This window comes from Flammeovirgaceae bacterium, assembly GCA_015180985.1.
Lineage (GTDB): Bacteria > Bacteroidota > Bacteroidia > Cytophagales > Cyclobacteriaceae > UBA2336.
The window spans coordinates 2,792,159-2,809,674 of the sequence record CP054185.1; the positions used below are offsets into that span (position 1 = coordinate 2,792,159).

The following is a 17,516-nucleotide window of genomic DNA, read 5'->3' on the forward strand; positions in this document are numbered from 1 at the left end:
CAGGCCCCTTACTTATTTACAATAACTTAAACGCAACTTTCTGCTTTCATTCCGAGTGATTGATTCCTTAACCGCTTTACAAGCTTCAGCCTCATTACCGGCAAGCCAATACGCTTCGGCCAGGTATGAAAAGACATCATCTACAAACGGGTCCATATCAGCAGCCTGCTTAAGCAGCCGTATTGCGGCTTCTGCATCGTTTATTTTCAGGTAATAAATCCCCTTGTTACGATAAGCCCACGCGTTGGCCGGACCGTTGGCAATACTTTGGTTAATATCTTCAACAGCAGCCTGTAATTCACCCTTCATCAGGTTAATGTAGCCGCGGTTATTAAGATAATATGAATCTCCGGGTTTCAGAAGCAATGCCTGGGCGATGAACTTTTCAGCGTTTACTAAGTCTGATTGGGCAGCATAAACCAACGCCAGCGCATTATAGGCGTTGGATTCATCGGCATTAATGATTAACGCTTCCTGAAGTGCCCATCTGGCGCTGTCGTACTGGCGGGCATAAAAGTGCACCGTACCCAGGTTTATCCATAGTTCCGTGTTTTTTGAATCCAGCACAAGGGCTCTTCTGAACGAAGCCTTCGCCCGGTTATACTCGCGCATTTTGGTGTGAATCAACCCTTGCAAAAAGTAAACGGGCATCGAATCAGGCTTAAGCTCTGCCAGCCGGCTAACATCCTGCAATGCTTTATCAGCAAAATTTAACTCATAATACGTGTTCGCCCTGTTAAATAAACTGTTTATGAAGTCGGGCATACACCCCAGGGCGCGGTTATAGTATTCCAATGCTTCAGCATAATTCTTTTGCCTGAACTGTACCGTACCCAGGTTATTCAGCGCATCGGCATAACACGAATCGAACTCCAGGGCTGCGTTGAAATTTTTTACGGCCGATTCAAAGTCTTGTTTAAGCAAGGCCTCATTGCCGATTAGAAGAAATCGTTGTTTGCGTGTTTGGTCTGACTCACAGGCCGAAGCAACCCCAAGTACCCCCAAGATAACAGGTGTGTACAGCTTAGAAGCCCAGCGGATTTTTAATATAAAATTCTTTACTTGCATTGGCACGTTATGGCTATTAACCCGGAATACGAAAACGAAGTAAGGCTGCTCCTGAAACAAAATAAACGTTTCGAGGCCGTTCGCTATTTACAAAACACACTTAACGTTTCAAACACCGATGCCGACCGGCTGGTTCAGGCTGTAGAAAATGAAATTGCACTGGAAAAGCAACAGGTATTAAACCCTGCTGCTGAAACGGCAAAAGGCTGCGGCAGTATGGTTATAAAGGTTATCAGTTTCGGGTTTGGCTTTTTCGGTGTAGTGTTTATACTGATTGGCATTGGTGCCTACCTGCTGTTTAACTATATCGAGGCTGATGCCGTAGAAGTTCAGGGCCACGTGGTTGACCTGCGTCCCAGCCCGAACGGAGGCGATGGCTTCGCACCCGTTATTGAATACGAATGGAACGGCCAGACCAAAACCCATCAAAGCGAAGTGTACTCCTCCCCTCCCGATTTTGAAACCGGGCAAATGGTGCCGGTTTATGTTAACCCGTCAAACCCGGATATTGTTACGATTATCTATGAGGAAACAGGCTGGATATTCATTTCAGTTTTTGGAGGCATCGGGGCCGTCTTTATCGTAATCGCCATTGTATTATTCCGGTTTGGAAAGAAAATGAACCGCCCGCTTTGAAAATTGATACGTGTTTTGTTGCTTTGGCCCTGCAATGAGTTACCGGAATAACATAAACAATCATCACCACCACCATGTTAACACCATGTTGCGTGGCAGGTTTATGTTTTAACTGAACTATAAAGACTTTACTTAAAGGCTTGCCGCGATAACGGCAGGCCTTTTTTGTTTTATACCCGATAACAAATTACTCTAATTTACATGAACGAAACAGTACGGATTGCCATTCAGAAATCAGGACGGCTGCAGGAAGGATCCCTGAAACTGCTTAAAGACTGCGGCCTGAGCATCAGCAACGGCAAAGACCAACTCAAAACGCAGGCATCCAATTTTCCTGTTGAAGTACTTTTTCTGCGCGATGATGACATACCCCAATACATTGAAGACGGGGTGGCCGATGCCGGAATAATTGGCGAAAATATATTCGCTGAAAAACAGAAAAACGGAGCAATCATTAAGCGACTCGATTTCGCGAAATGCCGCCTGGCCCTGGCTGTTCCCCGCACAACCGACTACCCGGGTTTAGCATGGTTTAACGGCAAAAACATCGCTACCTCGTACCCGAACATCGTCAGCAACTACCTGAAAAGGAATACCATTACTGCAGGTATTCATGAGATCAGCGGCTCAGTTGAAATTGCCCCGGGCATTGGTTTGGCAGATGCCATCTGTGATATCGTGAGCACAGGCAGCACCTTGCTCAGTAACGGACTTAAAGAAGTTGAAGTGGTTATGCAGTCGGAAGCTGTTTTGATTGGCGGAAATCTTAGCACAACAAAAAAGCAAATCCTTGACAAACTGGTGTTCCGCATCGAAGCTGTACAGCAGGCCCGAAACAACAAATACATTCTGCTAAACTGCCCAAACGAAGCCATTGAACCCATTACCCGAATTATACCGGGTATGAAAAGCCCCACTATCCTGCCGCTGGGCAAACCCGGCTGGAGTTCACTGCACTCAGTGGTAAACGAAAATGACTTTTGGGAAAAAATCGATCGGCTAAAACATTTGGGTGCCGAGGGAATTTTAGTAGTACCGATTGAGAAGATGATTAAGTAGACATTAGTAAGAAGACGCAAGACTTAAGACCTATGAATGCAGGTAACTAAGAACCAAGAACTTTGAACTAAGAACTAAGAACCCAAGAACTAAGAACTAAGAACTAAGAACCAAGAACCAAGAACCAACAGCACACAAACCCAATGAAACTTTATATCAATCCCTCCCGCGACACCTGGCCGCAACTGTGCGAACGCCCGCAATTGCAGCTGGAGTTCCTGGAGAGTTCGGTAAGAAATATTCTGGCCAGAGTTAAACAGAGTGGCGATTACGCTCTTAAAGAATTTACCCGCCAGTTTGATAACCTGGAACTGGAGAACCTTATCGTAACCAAAGCCGAAATACAAAAGGCTGCTACCCTGGTTGAACCCGCACTAAAGACTGCTGTACAAACTGCTGCATCGAATGTTAAAAAATTTCATCAGGCACAACTGCCATTGGCAATTCAAGTAGAAACAATGCCGGGTGTAACCTGCTGGCGCAAAAGCGTACCGATTGAAAAAGTTGGTATTTATATACCCGGAGGAACTGCCCCGTTATTTTCAACCGTACTCATGCTGACAATTCCGGCTGCGCTGGCGGGCTGCCACGAAATAGTGCTGGTTACTCCTCCTGATAAACAGGGCCTAATCCACCCGGCCATCCTGTACGCTGCACAACTAACGGGTGTAAAAAAAATTTATAAAGTCGGGGGCGCACAAGCCATTGCTGCCCTCGCTTACGGCACGGAAACCATTCCGAAAGTGAACAAAATTTTCGGGCCCGGTAACCAGTATGTAACCAAAGCCAAGCAACTGGTTAACCAGGAGGGAACGGCAATTGATTTGCCGGCCGGGCCCAGCGAATTGCTGGTATGGGCCGATGACTCGGCAATACCTGAATTTGTTGCTGCCGACCTCCTGTCGCAAGCCGAACATGGTACCGACAGTCAGGTGATGCTGGTTACCAACAAATCAATACTTGCCGAAAAAGTTTTCGATGAGATAGACCGCCAAGTTGCGCTATTACCCCGGATGGAAATTGCCGGGCTTGCCCTGCAAAACAGTCGGGCACTTGTTTTTGGTAACGATAATGAGGCATTGGATTTTATAAATACCTATGCACCCGAACATCTGATTATTAACAAAAGACAGGCGGATGAACTGGCAGAAAAAATCACCAATGCCGGTTCGGTGTTTATCGGCAACTACACGCCCGAAGCAGCCGGTGATTATGCCTCAGGAACAAATCACACGCTGCCGACCAATGGATTTGCTACTACGTATGGCGGTGTCTCAGTTGAAAGTTTTTTAAAGCACATCACCTTTCAGAAAATCTCAGAAGAGGGTATCCGGCAGGTTGGTCCGGCAGTTGAAGTGATGGCACAGGCTGAAGAATTAATTGCGCACAAAAATGCGATCACCATCAGGCTTAACTACCTGTCAACCCGAAAACAGAATCCATAACATGGACATACAATCGCTACTCAGAGAAAATATAAGAGCACTAACGCCCTATTCAACTGCAAGAGATGAATACAAGGGAACAGCCGAAGTGTACCTGGATGCCAATGAAAACCCTTTCCCTTCCGGTTACAACCGGTACCCCGATCCACATCAGCAAAAACTAAAAGAAAAAATCAGTACCCTAAAAAATATGCCGGTAAAAAATATTTTTCTGGGTAACGGCAGCGATGAAGTTATTGACTTGATTATTCGTGCATTCTGTGAACCAGCAGCCGATTCCATACTCATCACCGAACCAACGTACGGCATGTATGCCGTTTGTGCTAACATTAATAATGTACCGGTTAAGCGGGCCCTACTGAGTTCCGGTTTCGATTTGGATTTGCAGGCTATAAACAAAAGGCTGGATAAATCGGTAAAAATTATTTTTCTGTGTTCCCCCAACAATCCATCGGGTAACCTGCTGAACAAAGAAAAAGTAAGAAGCCTGATTACCAGCTTTGCCGGCATTGTGGTGATTGATGAGGCCTATATCGACTTTGCAAACGATGCAGGTTTTTTACCGGTTTTGGATAACCATGCTAACCTCATCATTCTGCAAACATTTTCAAAAGCATGGGGTTTAGCGGGCCTCAGAATGGGCATGGCATTCGCTTCCGAAGAAATAGTTTCGGTGCTGAATAAAATAAAGTTCCCATACAACATTAATACCCTAACCCAGCAAACAGTTATGGAAAAACTTTCCTCGGATGAAAATAAAAAACGGCAGGTAGAAATAGTTATAACTGAGCGTAACAAACTATCCCGGCAGCTGGCCGGTATACCGGGTGTAACTAAAATATTCCCCTCCGATGCCAACTTTATCCTGGTACGATTTAACAATGCTGCCCATGCGTATAATCAATTGTTAAAGCAAAAGATTATTGTACGCGATCGCTCGTCCTTAACATTATGCGAAGGTTGTTTACGGATAACCGTAGGCACACCTGAAGAGAATACTAAACTTATCGAAACACTGAAAACGTTATGAAACGGGTATTGTTTATTGACCGGGATGGAACCCTTATCATCGAACCAGCAGACGAACAAATCGACAGCCTGGAAAAACTGGAATTTTATCCGGGCGTTATCCAATGGCTGGGCCGTATTGCCAGCAAAACGGATTTCGAACTGGTGATTGTAACCAACCAGGATGGATTGGGTACCGCCAGGTTCCCTGAAGAATCATTCTGGCCGGCTCATACCAAAATGCTTAAAACTTTTGAAGGAGAGGGTATCCGGTTTTCAAACGTATTTATTGATCGATCATTTGCACACGAAAACAAGCCCACCCGAAAGCCGGGTACTGCCATGCTTACCGAATACATTACCGGAAATTATGACTTAGCCAACTCGTATGTTATTGGCGACCGGCTTACGGATGTGGAACTTGCTTATAATCTCGGCTGCAAATCAATCCTTATAAACGATGGCCGGCTTACAGAAAAATTAAGTGAAAAGCCTTACGCGTACGTAAATCAGCTAAGTACAACCAGTTGGAAAGAAGTGTATGAATGGCTCTCAAAACCCATGCGTGAAGCAACAAGTACCCGAAAAACCAATGAAACCGAAATAACTATCTCGCTTAATCTTGATGGAAGCGGAAAGTCGTTTATCCATACCGGCATTGGCTTTTTCGATCACATGCTGGATCAATTGGCAAAACATGGAAATATGGATTTGCAAATTCAGGTTCAGGGCGACCTGCATGTAGATGAACACCATACCATTGAAGACACCGCCCTTTTACTGGGCGAAACTTTTTATAAAGCACTGGGCACCAAGCTTGGTATTGAACGATACGGGTTTGTGTTGCCGATGGACGATTGTCTGGCGCAGGTAGCGGTTGACTTTGGCGGAAGACCCTGGTTGGTTTGGGAGGCAGAATTCAAGCGCGAGAAAATCGGTGAAATGCCAACTGAAATGTTTTACCACTTTTTTAAATCATTCTCCGATACGGCACGGTGTAACCTGAATATTAAAGCTGAAGGAACAAACGAGCACCATAAAATTGAAGCCATCTTCAAAGCCTTTGCCCGGGCCCTGCGCATGGCAGTGAAACGAAGCGGAAATGAATTACCAACTACCAAAGGAACGTTGTAACATCAAATGAAAACAGCCATTATAAAATATAACGCAGGCAACATTCAATCAGTAGCTTACGCACTGGAACGGCTTGGGGCCAGCTTTATTATAACTGATATCCCTGAAGAAATTGCATCGGCTGACAATGTAATTTTCCCCGGTGTAGGCCAGGCACAAACCACAATGGCGTATTTACGAAAGCAGAACCTGGATAAACTAATCCGTAAACTTAATCAACCCGTATTAGGCATTTGCCTCGGCATGCAACTACTATGTGGTTTCTCCGAAGAAGGAAACACCCCATGCCTCGGAATATTTGATGAGACCGTAAAACGTTTTGCGCCCGATGCGCAACATAAAGTTCCGCACATGGGCTGGAATCAGGTGGAGTTCAAAACTAATGGAATAGGGCTATTCATGCAGCCGGCTAACTTCTATTTTGTTCATAGCTATTATGTTCCTGTAAACAAATACACCATCGCCCAATGTCATTACGGAGAACCCTTCAGCGCCATGATGCGAAAGGACAATTTTCTGGCGGTGCAGTTCCATCCGGAAAAATCAGGTCAAGCCGGTGAACATGTTTTACGCTATTTTCTACAATCGTTTTAGTTGTACCTATGAAAATGAAAATCATACCAGCAATTGATATCATCAATGGAAAATGTGTCCGCCTTGTTCAGGGCAACTTTGGCAAAGTAACGGTGTACAGCAAAGATCCTGTTAAAGTTGCCCGCCAGTTCGAAGAAGACGGATTTGAATTCCTGCACCTGGTTGACCTTGACGGTGCCCGGCTGGGCGGTGTAACAAACTGGAAGGTAATTGAAAAAATTGCGGAGAACACGGCCTTAAAAACCGATTTTGGCGGTGGTGTAAAAACCGATGAAGAGATTGAGCGGCTACTGGGTTTAGGCATTGACTACATTAATGCAGGCAGCCTGGCTGTTCAGCAACCTGACACGTTTAATGCGTGGCTGAAGAAATACGGCTCAGATAACTTTATCCTTAGCGCAGATGTACAGCATGAAATGGTAAAAATTTCAGGATGGCAGAAGGAGGCCGGTATTTCGGTCTTTGATCTGATCAGGAAATTCAAGGCTGTACGGCACGTAACCTGCACCGACATCAGCACCGATGGCATGTTAAACGGACCGAACATTACACTCTATAAAAAGCTGAAAATAAAATTCCCGAACCTGGGCATCATCGCCAGCGGTGGAATAAGTACTGCTGATGATGTGGAGGAACTGAATTACCTTAAACTGGAGGGTATTATTATCGGAAAAGCGCTTTACGAAAAAACAATTTCAGCCGAAGAATTAAAAAACAGAAACCTGTTGTAAATGCTTGGTAAACGCATTATACCATGCCTTGACGTTGCGGGCGGCCGAACCGTTAAAGGCGTCAACTTCAGCAACCTTCGCGATGCAGGCGATCCGGTTGAATTGGCCGCCACGTATGCCAGCCAGGGAGCCGATGAACTGGTATTTCTGGATATTTCGGCTACGCTGGAAGAGCGTAAACCGATGACCACCTGGGTTAAAGCCGTTGCGCGCCAAATCAACATTCCGTTCACCGTGGGCGGAGGAATTTCGACCCTGAATGATGTTGATGTTCTGCTCAATGCCGGAGCCGATAAAGTAAGCATCAATTCGGCAGCCGTCCGCAACCCGCACGTGCTCGATGAACTGGCCGGCCATTTTGGCTCTCAGTGTATTGTGCTGGCCATCGATGCACGCAAAATCCATAATAGCTGGGTAGTCCATACCCATGGCGGCAAAAACCCGACTGACAAAAAGCTTTTCAGTTGGGCAAAAGAAGGCCAGGAGCGCGGTGCCGGAGAAATTCTGTTTACCAGCATGGACCACGATGGCACAAAAAACGGATTTGCCCTTGACCCACTGGAAAAGCTGCATCACTTGCTTACCATACCCGTTATCGCTTCGGGTGGAGCAGGCACCATGGGGCACTTTGCCGATGCATTTGCCTTGGCTAAGGCTGATGCTGCATTGGCGGCCAGCATTTTTCATTTTGGCGAGATTAGCATACCGGAACTGAAAAAATTTTTACACAAACACCATATACCCGTTCGGCTATGAAACCCGATTTTTCTAAAAACAACGGACTGCTGCCTTGTATAATTCAGGATTACAGAACGCAAAAAGTGTTAACGTTAGGGTACATGAATGAAGAAGCGTGGTTAAAAACACAAGCTGAACAGCGGGTAACTTTTTTCAGCCGGTCTAAAAACCGGTTGTGGACGAAAGGTGAAACCTCCGGAAATTTCCTTTATGTGGTTGATATGCTTCCTGATTGTGATAAGGATACGCTGCTGATTAAGGTGAAACCAGCAGGGCCTGTATGCCATACCGGCACCGATACCTGCTTTGGTGAAACAAATAACGTGTTTAGCCTTGCTACGCTTGAAGAGGTCATCCGGTTTCGCAAGGAAAAACCTGAAGGGGCCTCATATACCTCTGCATTATTTCAGGCCGGCATTAATAAAATAGCCCAAAAAGTGGGCGAAGAGGCAGTTGAATTGGTTATTGAAGCGAAAGATTACAATGATGAAGGATTCCTCAATGAAGCAGCTGATTTACTATACCATTACCTGGTTTTGCTGGCCGCACGCAATAAAACACTGGCCGATGTGGAGCAGGTGCTGAAAGACAGGCACCGTTAATTTCAACATAACCGAAAGAATTGTCAACCGGCTTACACTTTAAAACAACGGATATAGCGGGGGATTTTTATCTTCGTGAATGAAATTACCCGAAACAAAAACCATCAACGGCTTTTCTTTTATCCGATACACGCGTGAACCCTATCCGGAATCTGAAGTAACTTCACGTAGTCAATGGTTTTACGAATGGATGAACCAACGCAGAACCGTGCGCGAGTTTTCTGATAAACCCGTTTCTAAGGAAGTCATCACCAACCTGGTATTAACGGCCTCAACAGCACCCAGTGGTGCACACAAACAACCATGGACATTTTGCGTGGTTGAACGGCCGGAACTAAAGAAAAAAATACGCGAAGCAGCCGAACAAGAGGAGTACGAAAGTTACACTAACCGGATGAGTGAGGAGTGGCTTAACGCCATTAAACCGCTGCAAACCGACTGGCATAAACCCTTTCTGGAAACGGCCCCCTATCTGATTGTTGTTTTCAAAAAGCTTTACGATTTACATCCTGATGGCTCCAAAAGCAACAATTACTATGTAAGCGAATCGGTTGGCCTTGCCTGCGGCTTTCTACTGGCTGCCATCCACTATGCCGGGCTTGTTGCTTTAACACATACGCCCAGTCCGATGAATTTTCTTACCAAAATCCTTAACAGACCTGAAAACGAAAGACCGTTTCTGTTAATACCGGTAGGTTACCCAACTGAAGAATCTTATGTACCCGATTTAAAACGGAAGGATTTATCAGAAATAGCGGTGTACTGCTAATTTTTGTTAATTAAGCGATTGTTCTTGGGGTATGTTTTAAGATAAGTCAATGTATAGGTAATTGTTTGGTTTCCTTTTACAAATGAATAAACGCCCTCCAGAATATCAGGCTTCATCGAATCATAAACAAAGGTAAACGTCATCACCTTTCCATCGGGTTCAAAATGCTTGTATATAAATCCTCCTCCTTCTGATAAACTGTTTACTTCGGCCACCACCGGATACTCAGCGCCATCTTTATTTGTAATGGCAATTTCTATGTATTCGTTTTTTGATTCGGGCCAGTCTTTTAAAATGGCTACCGTGGCATAGTTTTCCTTTCTAACCAGTGTTCTCTCACGTTCTGTGGATGACAACAGGGTTGGTCCTTTCTTTTTTATCACACAGGATACCGAATAAATGCCTTCGATAGACGTTTCAACAAAATCACGGGCGATATACCGCCTGATCATCTCTTCGGCATTAACCATTTTATAAACAGATTTCTTCTGAGGCACCTTGAAAGAAAACAGTTGTGCTTCGCAGTGAAAGCTGAGAAGCAGCAACAAGCATGTGAAGCGTATAGTCATGCTAAAAATGCAGGTCCTGGTAAACGCCCTGCGTGGAGGTTCGGCACGAAAGCTTACCGGTTAAAGCGCTGGGTTTAAACATGGATTTACCCAGCAGCATACGCACACACTCCTGAATGCCCTCCGTGATAGACGGATGCGGGTGCACACATTCGGCCAGTTCTTCAATCCCTTTATCCATAGAAATTAACAAGGCTACCGCCTGGATGGCACTGGAGGCATGGTTGCCCACTACCTTCATACCCAGAATTTTCATGTGCTCATCGTTGGTAACAAGTAATTTAATAAAACCCTGCGTATTACGCTTGGCAATGGCTCGTGGAATGCAACTGTAATCCAGGGTAACTACTTTATAGTCAATACCCTTTTCGCGCGCTTGTGTTTCATTAAGGCCCACACCTGCCACTTCCGGATTTAAAAACATAATGGTACTGATGTTTTCATACACCAGTTTACGTTCCGGTTTTCCAAAAATCTTTTCAACTGCATAGCGGCCTTCCAGTTCGCCAACGTTTACCAATGAAATATCCGCTGTAATATCGCCAACGGCATAAATATTCGACACATTGGTTTGGGTGTCGTTATCTTCAATACCGCGCTTCGAGATGTGTATATCCACCCGGTTTTCATCCCATAATTCCTCATAATTAGGTGTACGCCCTACGGCCACCAACGCCTTTTCAACATTAAAAATTTCTTTGCCTCCATCGGTGTACTCCAGTTCATACTCCACACGCCCGTTCTTTATTTCCATCCGAACCAGCCGCGAGTTCCGGTGTATCAGCACACCGCTGTTTTCCATATTCCGCTCAATAACACGCACCACGTCTTCATCTTCAAACGGCAGTATGCGATCGCCCTTGTCAATCAGGTGAACCTTGGTTTTGCCGAATCCGGAAAAAATGGTGGCGTATTCGCAGCCGATAACTCCGGCACCGACAATCACCATGCTTTCTGGAAAATCTTCCATATTTTCAATTCCCTCACTTGTCATAACAATCTTTTCATCAAGGGGCAGTTCGGGCAAATGGCGAGGGCGGCTACCGGTGGCCAGAATGATATAATCGGTTTTAACTACTTCCTTGTGTGCTCCGTTAACAATTTCAACTTCGTGCTGGCTTATTAACCTGGCTGTTCCGGTTTTAAAGGTCAGCAGCCTGGCGTAGGCCGAATCCTGCAGCAGGTGCATATGCTCTTCCAGCAAAGACTTTCGTTCGTTTACAGCTCTTCGAACTTCGGCCTGAATTTCTTTATAGGAGATGCTGGGCGCCTGAATGTTGTACCGTTTTAAACTTTTACGAAAACTGGCTGCCTCCCGCGATAGTTCCCACCAGGTTTTTGATGAAAGTGCACCGTTGGTAACACCGGCACCCCCTACGCGGTTGCGTTCAATGAGTAGAACCTTCTTTTTGAAATCAAGTGCGCGCATAGCCGCAGCATAGCCTGAGGGACCGGCACCTATAACCACCAAATCGAATTTTTCCATACGAAAAAAGCTTAACTATAATTGACCGGTTGCCAAGTTACTTGTTTATAACATCAATGCTTATCCCGTAAAGGCAAAAAATTACCGGCTATCATACACCGCACACTGCCACCACCGTATTTTTCAATAGTTGGTATGGGGATGGGGATCATCTCGGCAAAGCGTGAAATGGCATTAACCTGACCGGGTAACAGCGAATTGAAAGCCTGTTCAGATAGCAGCACGTACGGCTCATTATTTCGGTTTCTTACTTCCATCATATTTCCGGCAAACGCCCGCATCTGCGCATAACTAATAGCTACTACTTTATGGCCGGTTGTTAAAAAACTGTTTAAAAGAAGCTCCTGGTCTTCATCATCCCTTACAGCATCAAGACAGATAACCGCAAAACCAGAACCCACGCACATCATCACGTTAGTATGATAAATAGGAATCTTCTGCTCATCAACAGCATTGAAAATCAATGAAGTGAAACCCAATTTGTTGGTTACAGTTGCAACCAATGCTTCGTTTGTTCTGGACGAGCGGGCTGCGTAAGCTATCCGGTTAACGTAATCAAATACAAGACTTCCGGTTCCTTCCAGAAAGCGGTTTTGTTTTTCTTCACCGGTTATATCAACCACTCCATTAATAATAAACTGCTTTTTTAGCTGGTCAATAATATCGGCCCTGCGCTCAGATCTGCGGTTTGGGGCCAGCATCGGGTACAGCACCAGGGTACCGTCTTCGTGTAACGAAATCCAGTTGTTTGGAAACTGGGCATCAGGCTTTACCGGCTGGGGCGTGTCATCAAATACCTGCACATCAATATCATGCGAACGCAACAAATCAACCATCCTATCAAATTCCAAAAGCGCTTTATGCCTTACTTCTTCTCTGACTGGGCTTTCCAAGGGTTGTTGAAACATATTGGAGCCGGCCGTATCCGGATTATAGCCGAATGCGGCCGGGCGTACCATAAAAACAGAAGCGGGAGCCTGATGCATGCCGTTGCAGTTACAATTATAAACTTAATTTTGCAGCAGCAATAACGCTTACTCCCTATACCTAAACAGTATGCTGGATACCCTGCTGGAACTTGATAAACAACTTCTGCTATGGCTTAACGGTTTTCATGCCCCCTGGCTGGATCCGATAATGCTTGTTCTTACTAAAACCATCGCCTGGTTGCCCTTGTATCTCTTCCTGCTCTATCTTGTAATTAAAGATTATCAGAAAGAAAGCTGGCGGGTATTGCTGGTTATTGCTGTAACTATTCTCCTGACCGACCAGCTGACAAGTAGTGTGATGAAGCCGTTTTTTGAACGGCTTCGCCCATCGCGCGACCCGGAACTGGCCGGACTGATTCACCTGGTTAACGGATACAAAGGTGGATTGTACGGTTTTGTCTCAGGCCATGCTGCCAACAGCTTTGGCATTGCCATGTTGTTTTGGTTATTATACAAACAAAGTCGGAAGTGGATTTGGACACTGTTTATCTGGGCAGGTTTTCTTACTTATACACGCATTTATCTGGGGGTACATTTCCCCGGTGATGTATTAGTTGGGGCTCTTGTCGGCATTGGCTGTGCACTCCTAAGCCATTACCTGTATAAGCGTTTTTTAGAACCCGCTAAATTAACTCAAGCTTAATTGTCTCTTCCCCTTACCTCGGCACCAAAATTGGTGTTGGTATGGCGCACGGCCGGGCTTCCTGCGTAATCAACCACAGCACCCAACCCGGCTGAAACCTCAATCTCATCGGTTACGGAAACAAAAACTTCTGACCCCATGCTGGCTTTTACATAAGCCGATTTACTCTGCAATTGCCGGGCTTTAATAACACCACCCATACTGGATTTCACTTCAAGATATTCTGTACGGCCATTTAAGCGCAGAACTGAACCCATGTTTGACTTGAGATACAAATTCTTCGCCAGCACCTCCATTGATATTTCAGCGCCCATGCTGCAATCAATTGCCAGGTTCTTTGATTTTAACCTGTCGGATGTGGTAACCACGGCACCCGCGCTCGCTTTGATCTCGTCAATATCGGTGTAATAAACTTTTACACGGATGTACTCATCCCACTTCGAATCGGAACCCCAGTCGTTAAAATAATGGCGGTTGCGAAGTTTAAGTTTTAACGTGTTACCACTAACACCGGCTACAACGTCCTTCGAATCAACTCCTTTATACTCCAGTTCAACACGGTTTTTGTCGGAGTAAATCAGTTCCACATCGAAAGGTCCAAATACATCAATAGCATTAAAAGTTTCCAGGTTAACCGATTGCCGTTGTGCCATGGCACTAACCGGGAGACTGAAAAGAAGGGCAAGAATAAGGTTTTTCGCCATAATTAATCAAGTATATGCGAATGACGACAACAACCGCCTAAAGGTTGCATCACTCCCGTTGTTTTATCAGCCGTTGCACGTACTTGCCAATGATATCAAACTCAAGATTCACACGGTCACCGGGCTGCAGACTTTGAAAACTGGTGTTTTCGAAGGTGTAAGGAATAATAGTAACCCTAAAGCCATTCGCTTTAGTATTAAAGCAGGTTAGGCTAACCCCGTCAACACTAATGGAGCCTTTTTCAACCGTAATGTTTCCTGTTGCGGAGTCATACTCAAAGTCAAACAACCAACTGCCCCCAACTTCCTGAACGCGCACGCAAGTACCTACCTGGTCAACATGCCCCTGAACAATGTGGCCATCGAAGCGGCCATTGGCTACCATGCATCGCTCAAGGTTAATAAGGCTTCCCTCTTTCCATAGACCCAGTGTTGATTTCTTTAATGTTTCATCCACTGCGGTAACCCAATGTTTACCACCTTCGGCCTTCGTTACCGTAAGGCACACCCCATTATGTGAAACACTTTGATCAGTTCTTAATTCTTGGGAGATCGGGCTACTGATACAAAAATGTTTGTTGGTTTGATCGGTAACAATCCGCTCAACTCTTCCTAAGGCTTCAATAATACCGGTAAACATGCTATCTCTTCGACTCTAATCTTTGAAGTGCGTCTTTCTGGTCAGGCCGCAAGGTAGGATATTGAATACCCAATTGATCAAGATAGGTTTTATATTTTGCCGGATTGTAATACAGCGGCTTGAGTTTGGGCTTGTATTCTTCCATGATTTTCTGGTTCAGGTAAATGGCTGGATTGTCTTTTTCTCCTACCAGTGGTGTATACTGGATTTCTTTAGTTTGCTCGTTTTTATAATACGTCCACGCATTGGCTATGATTTCGGGCTTCAATAACATATCGAGCAGCGTCATCGCTTCGGCCCTCGCTCCGTAAAGAATTCCTTTGTGTGCAATGGGCGTGGCCATGGTAATGGCATTACTCCAATGATGACCCGGCAAGCCGGGGATATTCGATGGGTAACGAAGAACGATTGTAGGCAACGACCAACTAATGTCGGCAATGTCATCAGAACCACCGCCCATGGCCATAAGCTGGCGCCCCATAATGTTGATTGACCCGGTAGGACTTGGAAGGCCAAGCGTATCCAGTTTTACCGCCAGGCCTTCCACTTTAGGTGCTTTCATTTCCAGCTGTACCGCTTTGGCCAACAGTTGGTCTTCGGCCGACCATTTTGGCAGACCAACTTTCTTGATGTTTTCGTACATCGCTTCGGCCAGCGGTTTGTTAAAATGACCGGGCCATGCCGAGCCAAGAATTTCGTAGGTAAACTTTGTGTCCGTCATCATGGCCGCACCTTCGGCAATCTTTACACCGGTGTCGAACAATTTTTTGATATCCGGATAGGTGCGCTCGCGGAAATAATACCATACCGATGCTTTAGAGGGAACAACATTCGGCTGATCGCCTCCATCGGAAATAACGTAGTGCGATCGCTGGGTAAGTTCCAGGTGCTCACGCCTGAAGTTCCAGCCTATGTTCATTAACTCCACAGCATCAAGCGCACTTCGCCCCCGCCACGGTGCGCCCGCGGCATGAGCAGCTGATCCTTCAAAATTAAAGCGAACAGAAACCAATCCGTTCATACCCGAATCGCCATATGAAACGCCCAGGTTGTTGCCAACGTGAGTGAAAATACAGGCGTCAACATCTTTGAAATATCCCGCACGCACGTAATACGCTTTTGTACCCACCAACTCCTCGGCAATGCCGGGCCACAACATCAATGTTCCTGAAATTTTTTCGCGCTCCATTATTTTTTTGAGCGCCAGTGCAGCGATAATGTTAACGGCCTGGCCGGAGTTATGCCCTTCACCATGGCCGGGTGCACCTTCGACTAATGGATCATGGTAGGCTACACCAGGTTTTTGCGAAGCTTTGGGAATACAATCCACATCTGAACCTAATGCGATTAATGGCTTGCCGGAACCCCAGGTGGCAATCCATGCCGTGGGCACACCGGCTATCCCCTTCTGCACGTTAAACCCGTTTTTCTCCAGCAGTGTGGTGAGGTAATTAAAGGTTTCAAATTCTTGGAAGCCAAGCTCGGCAAAACTGAAAAGCATATCGTTTATTTGCTGGCCAAGCGGGGCAAGTTTTTCAACTTCAGCAACAGCTTCCGTTTTAAGTTTTTCAAGCCGCTGCACTTCCGGTTGGGAATAAAGCAACAGCGATGAGCACAACAGGAAGAAGGTAAAAATCCGCGTCATAGGTTAATCGGGTTTAGATGTGGTTTCCGAAAGTAGCGGATTATACCAGCCCAAACAAATGCATTTTTATTACCGTAAACATGCGATTTTGGCCTAAAATCAAACAAAATTTTAATATTTGGTTTATAATATAAACTATTTTATGTTTGTATCGTTAATGCCGTATATGGAAACCAAAAACGACAACCTGAAGCCGCAAGAAAGCCTGGAACTGATTGCCGCTATGATCAACCAAGCCAAGGGAAACATCGGACGCAGCAGCTTTTACTTTTTATTGTGGGGCTGGGTCATTGCCATCTGCAATTTCAGCATGTATGGGATTTTTAAATTTTCAAGTTTTCCACAATACGCACCCTTTGTTTGGATACTTGTTGTACCGGCCTGGATTGCCACTGTGATCTATGCCAATAAGCAACAAAAGCAAAAAGGCGCTACTACACATCTTGACGAGATAAATAAGTGGCTCTGGATTACCATGGCCATCAGTATTTTGCCGGTTTGGTTTTTTGGAGCCCAATTAAACTGGATGATTAACGCCATTGTTATGATGCCCATAGGCTCAGCTACTTTCCTTTCGGGAATCATTCTTCGATTCAGGCCGCTCATACTTGGTGGCATAACATTTTGGTTAGCAGGCATTGCCTGTTACCTGGTCAATCCCACCGAGCAAATTCTGATTGGCGGCTTGGCTGTTTTGCTGGGCTATTTAATTCCGGGTTACATGTTAAAAAATCAGCGGGAGAACAATGTTTAAAGAACTTGATCCGTTGCTGCATTCACAATTACGACTGGGCGTCATGTCCTTACTGATGAGTGTGGAGTCAGCTGAGTTTACCTTTCTGAAAGAAAAAACAAACTCAACGGCCGGAAACTTAAGTGTGCAATTGGATAAACTTTCGGAAGCAGGTTATATAACCATTGAAAAATCATTTAAAGGAAAAAAACCGCTGACTACGTGCAAAGTGACAAAAAAGGGGATGAAAGCTTTTGAAGACTATGTAAATGCACTGAAGCAATACATCAAACCATAATTTTTTTACCCATTTAGTTTATAAA

At 45.3% G+C, this 17,516-nt stretch carries 20 protein-coding genes; 13 read left to right on the forward strand and 7 right to left on the reverse strand.

Annotated elements, in window-relative coordinates; genetic code table 11:
- Window positions 1-12: 12 nt before the first annotated feature.
- Window positions 13-1,068, reverse strand: a complete 1,056-nt coding sequence (locus HRU69_12805) for a tetratricopeptide repeat protein (GenBank protein QOI98313.1) — start codon at window positions 1,066-1,068, stop codon at window positions 13-15.
- A 9-nt stretch (window positions 1,069-1,077) separates the two neighbouring features.
- On the opposite strand from HRU69_12805, the gene HRU69_12810 reads away from it, so the two are divergent.
- The 10 genes from HRU69_12810 to HRU69_12855 all read left to right on the forward strand — a co-directional run bounded on the left by HRU69_12810 (window position 1,078) and on the right by HRU69_12855 (window position 9,784).
- A complete protein-coding gene (locus HRU69_12810; GenBank protein ID QOI98314.1) occupies window positions 1,078-1,704 on the forward strand; it encodes a DUF3592 domain-containing protein in 627 nt (208 codons plus the stop codon).
- Window positions 1,705-1,905: 201 nt separating this feature from the next.
- On the forward strand, window positions 1,906-2,763 hold the full coding sequence (locus HRU69_12815; GenBank protein QOI98315.1) for an ATP phosphoribosyltransferase: 858 nt from the start codon (window positions 1,906-1,908) through the stop codon (window positions 2,761-2,763).
- Window positions 2,764-2,906: 143 nt separating this feature from the next.
- Window positions 2,907-4,208 (forward strand): histidinol dehydrogenase, encoded by a 1,302-nt coding sequence (hisD, locus tag HRU69_12820; GenBank protein QOI98316.1) that lies wholly within the window; start codon window positions 2,907-2,909, stop codon window positions 4,206-4,208.
- A 1-nt stretch (window position 4,209) separates the two neighbouring features.
- Complete coding sequence (gene hisC / locus HRU69_12825; GenBank protein ID QOI98317.1) at window positions 4,210-5,238, forward strand: histidinol-phosphate transaminase; 1,029 nt, start codon at window positions 4,210-4,212, stop codon at window positions 5,236-5,238.
- Window positions 5,235-6,350: a bifunctional histidinol-phosphatase/imidazoleglycerol-phosphate dehydratase HisB gene (gene hisB, locus HRU69_12830; protein ID QOI98318.1), complete on the forward strand. Its 1,116-nt coding sequence runs from the start codon at window positions 5,235-5,237 to the stop codon at window positions 6,348-6,350. Before hisC ends, hisB begins: the two co-directional genes overlap by 4 nt.
- Before the next feature lie 6 nt (window positions 6,351-6,356).
- Window positions 6,357-6,944: an imidazole glycerol phosphate synthase subunit HisH gene (gene hisH, locus HRU69_12835; protein ID QOI98319.1), complete on the forward strand. Its 588-nt coding sequence runs from the start codon at window positions 6,357-6,359 to the stop codon at window positions 6,942-6,944.
- Between the two features lie 14 nt (window positions 6,945-6,958).
- Window positions 6,959-7,675, forward strand: a complete 717-nt coding sequence (hisA, locus tag HRU69_12840) for a 1-(5-phosphoribosyl)-5-[(5-phosphoribosylamino)methylideneamino]imidazole-4-carboxamide isomerase (protein QOI98320.1) — start codon at window positions 6,959-6,961, stop codon at window positions 7,673-7,675.
- Entirely contained in the window at window positions 7,676-8,431 is a 756-nt protein-coding gene (gene hisF / locus HRU69_12845) for an imidazole glycerol phosphate synthase subunit HisF (protein ID QOI98321.1), read from the forward strand.
- On the forward strand, window positions 8,428-9,015 hold the full coding sequence (locus HRU69_12850) for a bifunctional phosphoribosyl-AMP cyclohydrolase/phosphoribosyl-ATP diphosphatase HisIE (protein QOI98322.1): 588 nt from the start codon (window positions 8,428-8,430) through the stop codon (window positions 9,013-9,015). Before hisF ends, HRU69_12850 begins: the two co-directional genes overlap by 4 nt.
- Window positions 9,016-9,094: 79 nt before the next feature.
- Window positions 9,095-9,784 carry a nitroreductase family protein gene (locus tag HRU69_12855; protein ID QOI98323.1) on the forward strand — a complete coding sequence of 230 codons (690 nt, stop codon included), beginning with the start codon at window positions 9,095-9,097 and terminating at the stop codon, window positions 9,782-9,784.
- Here the strand turns inward: HRU69_12855 and HRU69_12860 are convergent.
- Genes HRU69_12860 through HRU69_12870 form a run of 3 tightly spaced genes read right to left on the reverse strand, consistent with a single transcriptional unit; the run spans window position 9,781 to window position 12,825 of the window.
- Window positions 9,781-10,353, reverse strand: coding sequence for a hypothetical protein (locus HRU69_12860; protein ID QOI98324.1), 573 nt, complete (start codon window positions 10,351-10,353; stop codon window positions 9,781-9,783). The genes HRU69_12855 and HRU69_12860 overlap by 4 nt on opposite strands.
- Window position 10,354: 1 nt before the next feature.
- A complete protein-coding gene (locus HRU69_12865) occupies window positions 10,355-11,839 on the reverse strand; it encodes an NAD(P)/FAD-dependent oxidoreductase (protein ID QOI98325.1) in 1,485 nt (494 codons plus the stop codon).
- Between the two features lie 53 nt (window positions 11,840-11,892).
- Window positions 11,893-12,825, reverse strand: coding sequence for an amidinotransferase (locus tag HRU69_12870; protein ID QOI98326.1), 933 nt, complete (start codon window positions 12,823-12,825; stop codon window positions 11,893-11,895).
- 70 nt (window positions 12,826-12,895) lie between these two features.
- Here HRU69_12870 and HRU69_12875 point away from each other — a divergent pair, with 70 nt between their 5' ends.
- Entirely contained in the window at window positions 12,896-13,471 is a 576-nt protein-coding gene (locus tag HRU69_12875; GenBank protein ID QOI98327.1) for a phosphatase PAP2 family protein, read from the forward strand.
- Here the strand turns inward: HRU69_12875 and HRU69_12880 are convergent.
- Genes HRU69_12880 through HRU69_12890 form a run of 3 tightly spaced genes read right to left on the reverse strand, consistent with a single transcriptional unit; the run spans window position 13,468 to window position 16,460 of the window.
- Complete coding sequence (locus HRU69_12880) at window positions 13,468-14,175, reverse strand: DUF2807 domain-containing protein (GenBank protein QOI98328.1); 708 nt, start codon at window positions 14,173-14,175, stop codon at window positions 13,468-13,470. The genes HRU69_12875 and HRU69_12880 overlap by 4 nt on opposite strands.
- Before the next feature lie 49 nt (window positions 14,176-14,224).
- Window positions 14,225-14,815, reverse strand: a complete 591-nt coding sequence (locus HRU69_12885) for a riboflavin synthase (protein ID QOI98329.1) — start codon at window positions 14,813-14,815, stop codon at window positions 14,225-14,227.
- 1 nt (window position 14,816) lies between these two features.
- A complete protein-coding gene (locus tag HRU69_12890; GenBank protein QOI98330.1) occupies window positions 14,817-16,460 on the reverse strand; it encodes an amidohydrolase in 1,644 nt (547 codons plus the stop codon).
- A gap of 142 nt (window positions 16,461-16,602) precedes the next feature.
- On the opposite strand from HRU69_12890, the gene HRU69_12895 reads away from it, so the two are divergent.
- On the forward strand, window positions 16,603-17,214 hold the full coding sequence (locus HRU69_12895) for a hypothetical protein (GenBank protein ID QOI98331.1): 612 nt from the start codon (window positions 16,603-16,605) through the stop codon (window positions 17,212-17,214).
- Window positions 17,207-17,491 carry a transcriptional regulator gene (locus HRU69_12900; GenBank protein QOI98332.1) on the forward strand — a complete coding sequence of 95 codons (285 nt, stop codon included), beginning with the start codon at window positions 17,207-17,209 and terminating at the stop codon, window positions 17,489-17,491. Before HRU69_12895 ends, HRU69_12900 begins: the two co-directional genes overlap by 8 nt.
- Window positions 17,492-17,516: the final 25 nt, after the last annotated feature.

Coding starts and splice junctions, on each gene's coding strand:
- HRU69_12880 (QOI98328.1), bottom strand. CDS start 14,175: ATGGCGAAAAACCTTATTCTTGCCCTTCTTTTCAGTCTCCCGGTTAGT.
- hisF (QOI98321.1), top strand. CDS start 7,676: ATGCTTGGTAAACGCATTATACCATGCCTTGACGTTGCGGGCGGCCGA.
- HRU69_12805 (QOI98313.1), bottom strand. CDS start 1,068: ATGCAAGTAAAGAATTTTATATTAAAAATCCGCTGGGCTTCTAAGCTG.
- HRU69_12855 (QOI98323.1), top strand. CDS start 9,095: ATGAAATTACCCGAAACAAAAACCATCAACGGCTTTTCTTTTATCCGA.
- hisH (QOI98319.1), top strand. CDS start 6,357: ATGAAAACAGCCATTATAAAATATAACGCAGGCAACATTCAATCAGTA.
- HRU69_12900 (QOI98332.1), top strand. CDS start 17,207: ATGTTTAAAGAACTTGATCCGTTGCTGCATTCACAATTACGACTGGGC.
- hisC (QOI98317.1), top strand. CDS start 4,210: ATGGACATACAATCGCTACTCAGAGAAAATATAAGAGCACTAACGCCC.
- HRU69_12890 (QOI98330.1), bottom strand. CDS start 16,460: ATGACGCGGATTTTTACCTTCTTCCTGTTGTGCTCATCGCTGTTGCTT.
- HRU69_12870 (QOI98326.1), bottom strand. CDS start 12,825: ATGCATCAGGCTCCCGCTTCTGTTTTTATGGTACGCCCGGCCGCATTC.
- HRU69_12810 (QOI98314.1), top strand. CDS start 1,078: ATGGCTATTAACCCGGAATACGAAAACGAAGTAAGGCTGCTCCTGAAA.
- HRU69_12860 (QOI98324.1), bottom strand. CDS start 10,353: ATGACTATACGCTTCACATGCTTGTTGCTGCTTCTCAGCTTTCACTGC.
- HRU69_12885 (QOI98329.1), bottom strand. CDS start 14,815: ATGTTTACCGGTATTATTGAAGCCTTAGGAAGAGTTGAGCGGATTGTT.
- HRU69_12875 (QOI98327.1), top strand. CDS start 12,896: ATGCTGGATACCCTGCTGGAACTTGATAAACAACTTCTGCTATGGCTT.
- hisA (QOI98320.1), top strand. CDS start 6,959: ATGAAAATCATACCAGCAATTGATATCATCAATGGAAAATGTGTCCGC.
- HRU69_12865 (QOI98325.1), bottom strand. CDS start 11,839: ATGGAAAAATTCGATTTGGTGGTTATAGGTGCCGGTCCCTCAGGCTAT.
- HRU69_12850 (QOI98322.1), top strand. CDS start 8,428: ATGAAACCCGATTTTTCTAAAAACAACGGACTGCTGCCTTGTATAATT.
- HRU69_12895 (QOI98331.1), top strand. CDS start 16,603: ATGTTTGTATCGTTAATGCCGTATATGGAAACCAAAAACGACAACCTG.
- hisD (QOI98316.1), top strand. CDS start 2,907: ATGAAACTTTATATCAATCCCTCCCGCGACACCTGGCCGCAACTGTGC.
- HRU69_12815 (QOI98315.1), top strand. CDS start 1,906: ATGAACGAAACAGTACGGATTGCCATTCAGAAATCAGGACGGCTGCAG.
- hisB (QOI98318.1), top strand. CDS start 5,235: ATGAAACGGGTATTGTTTATTGACCGGGATGGAACCCTTATCATCGAA.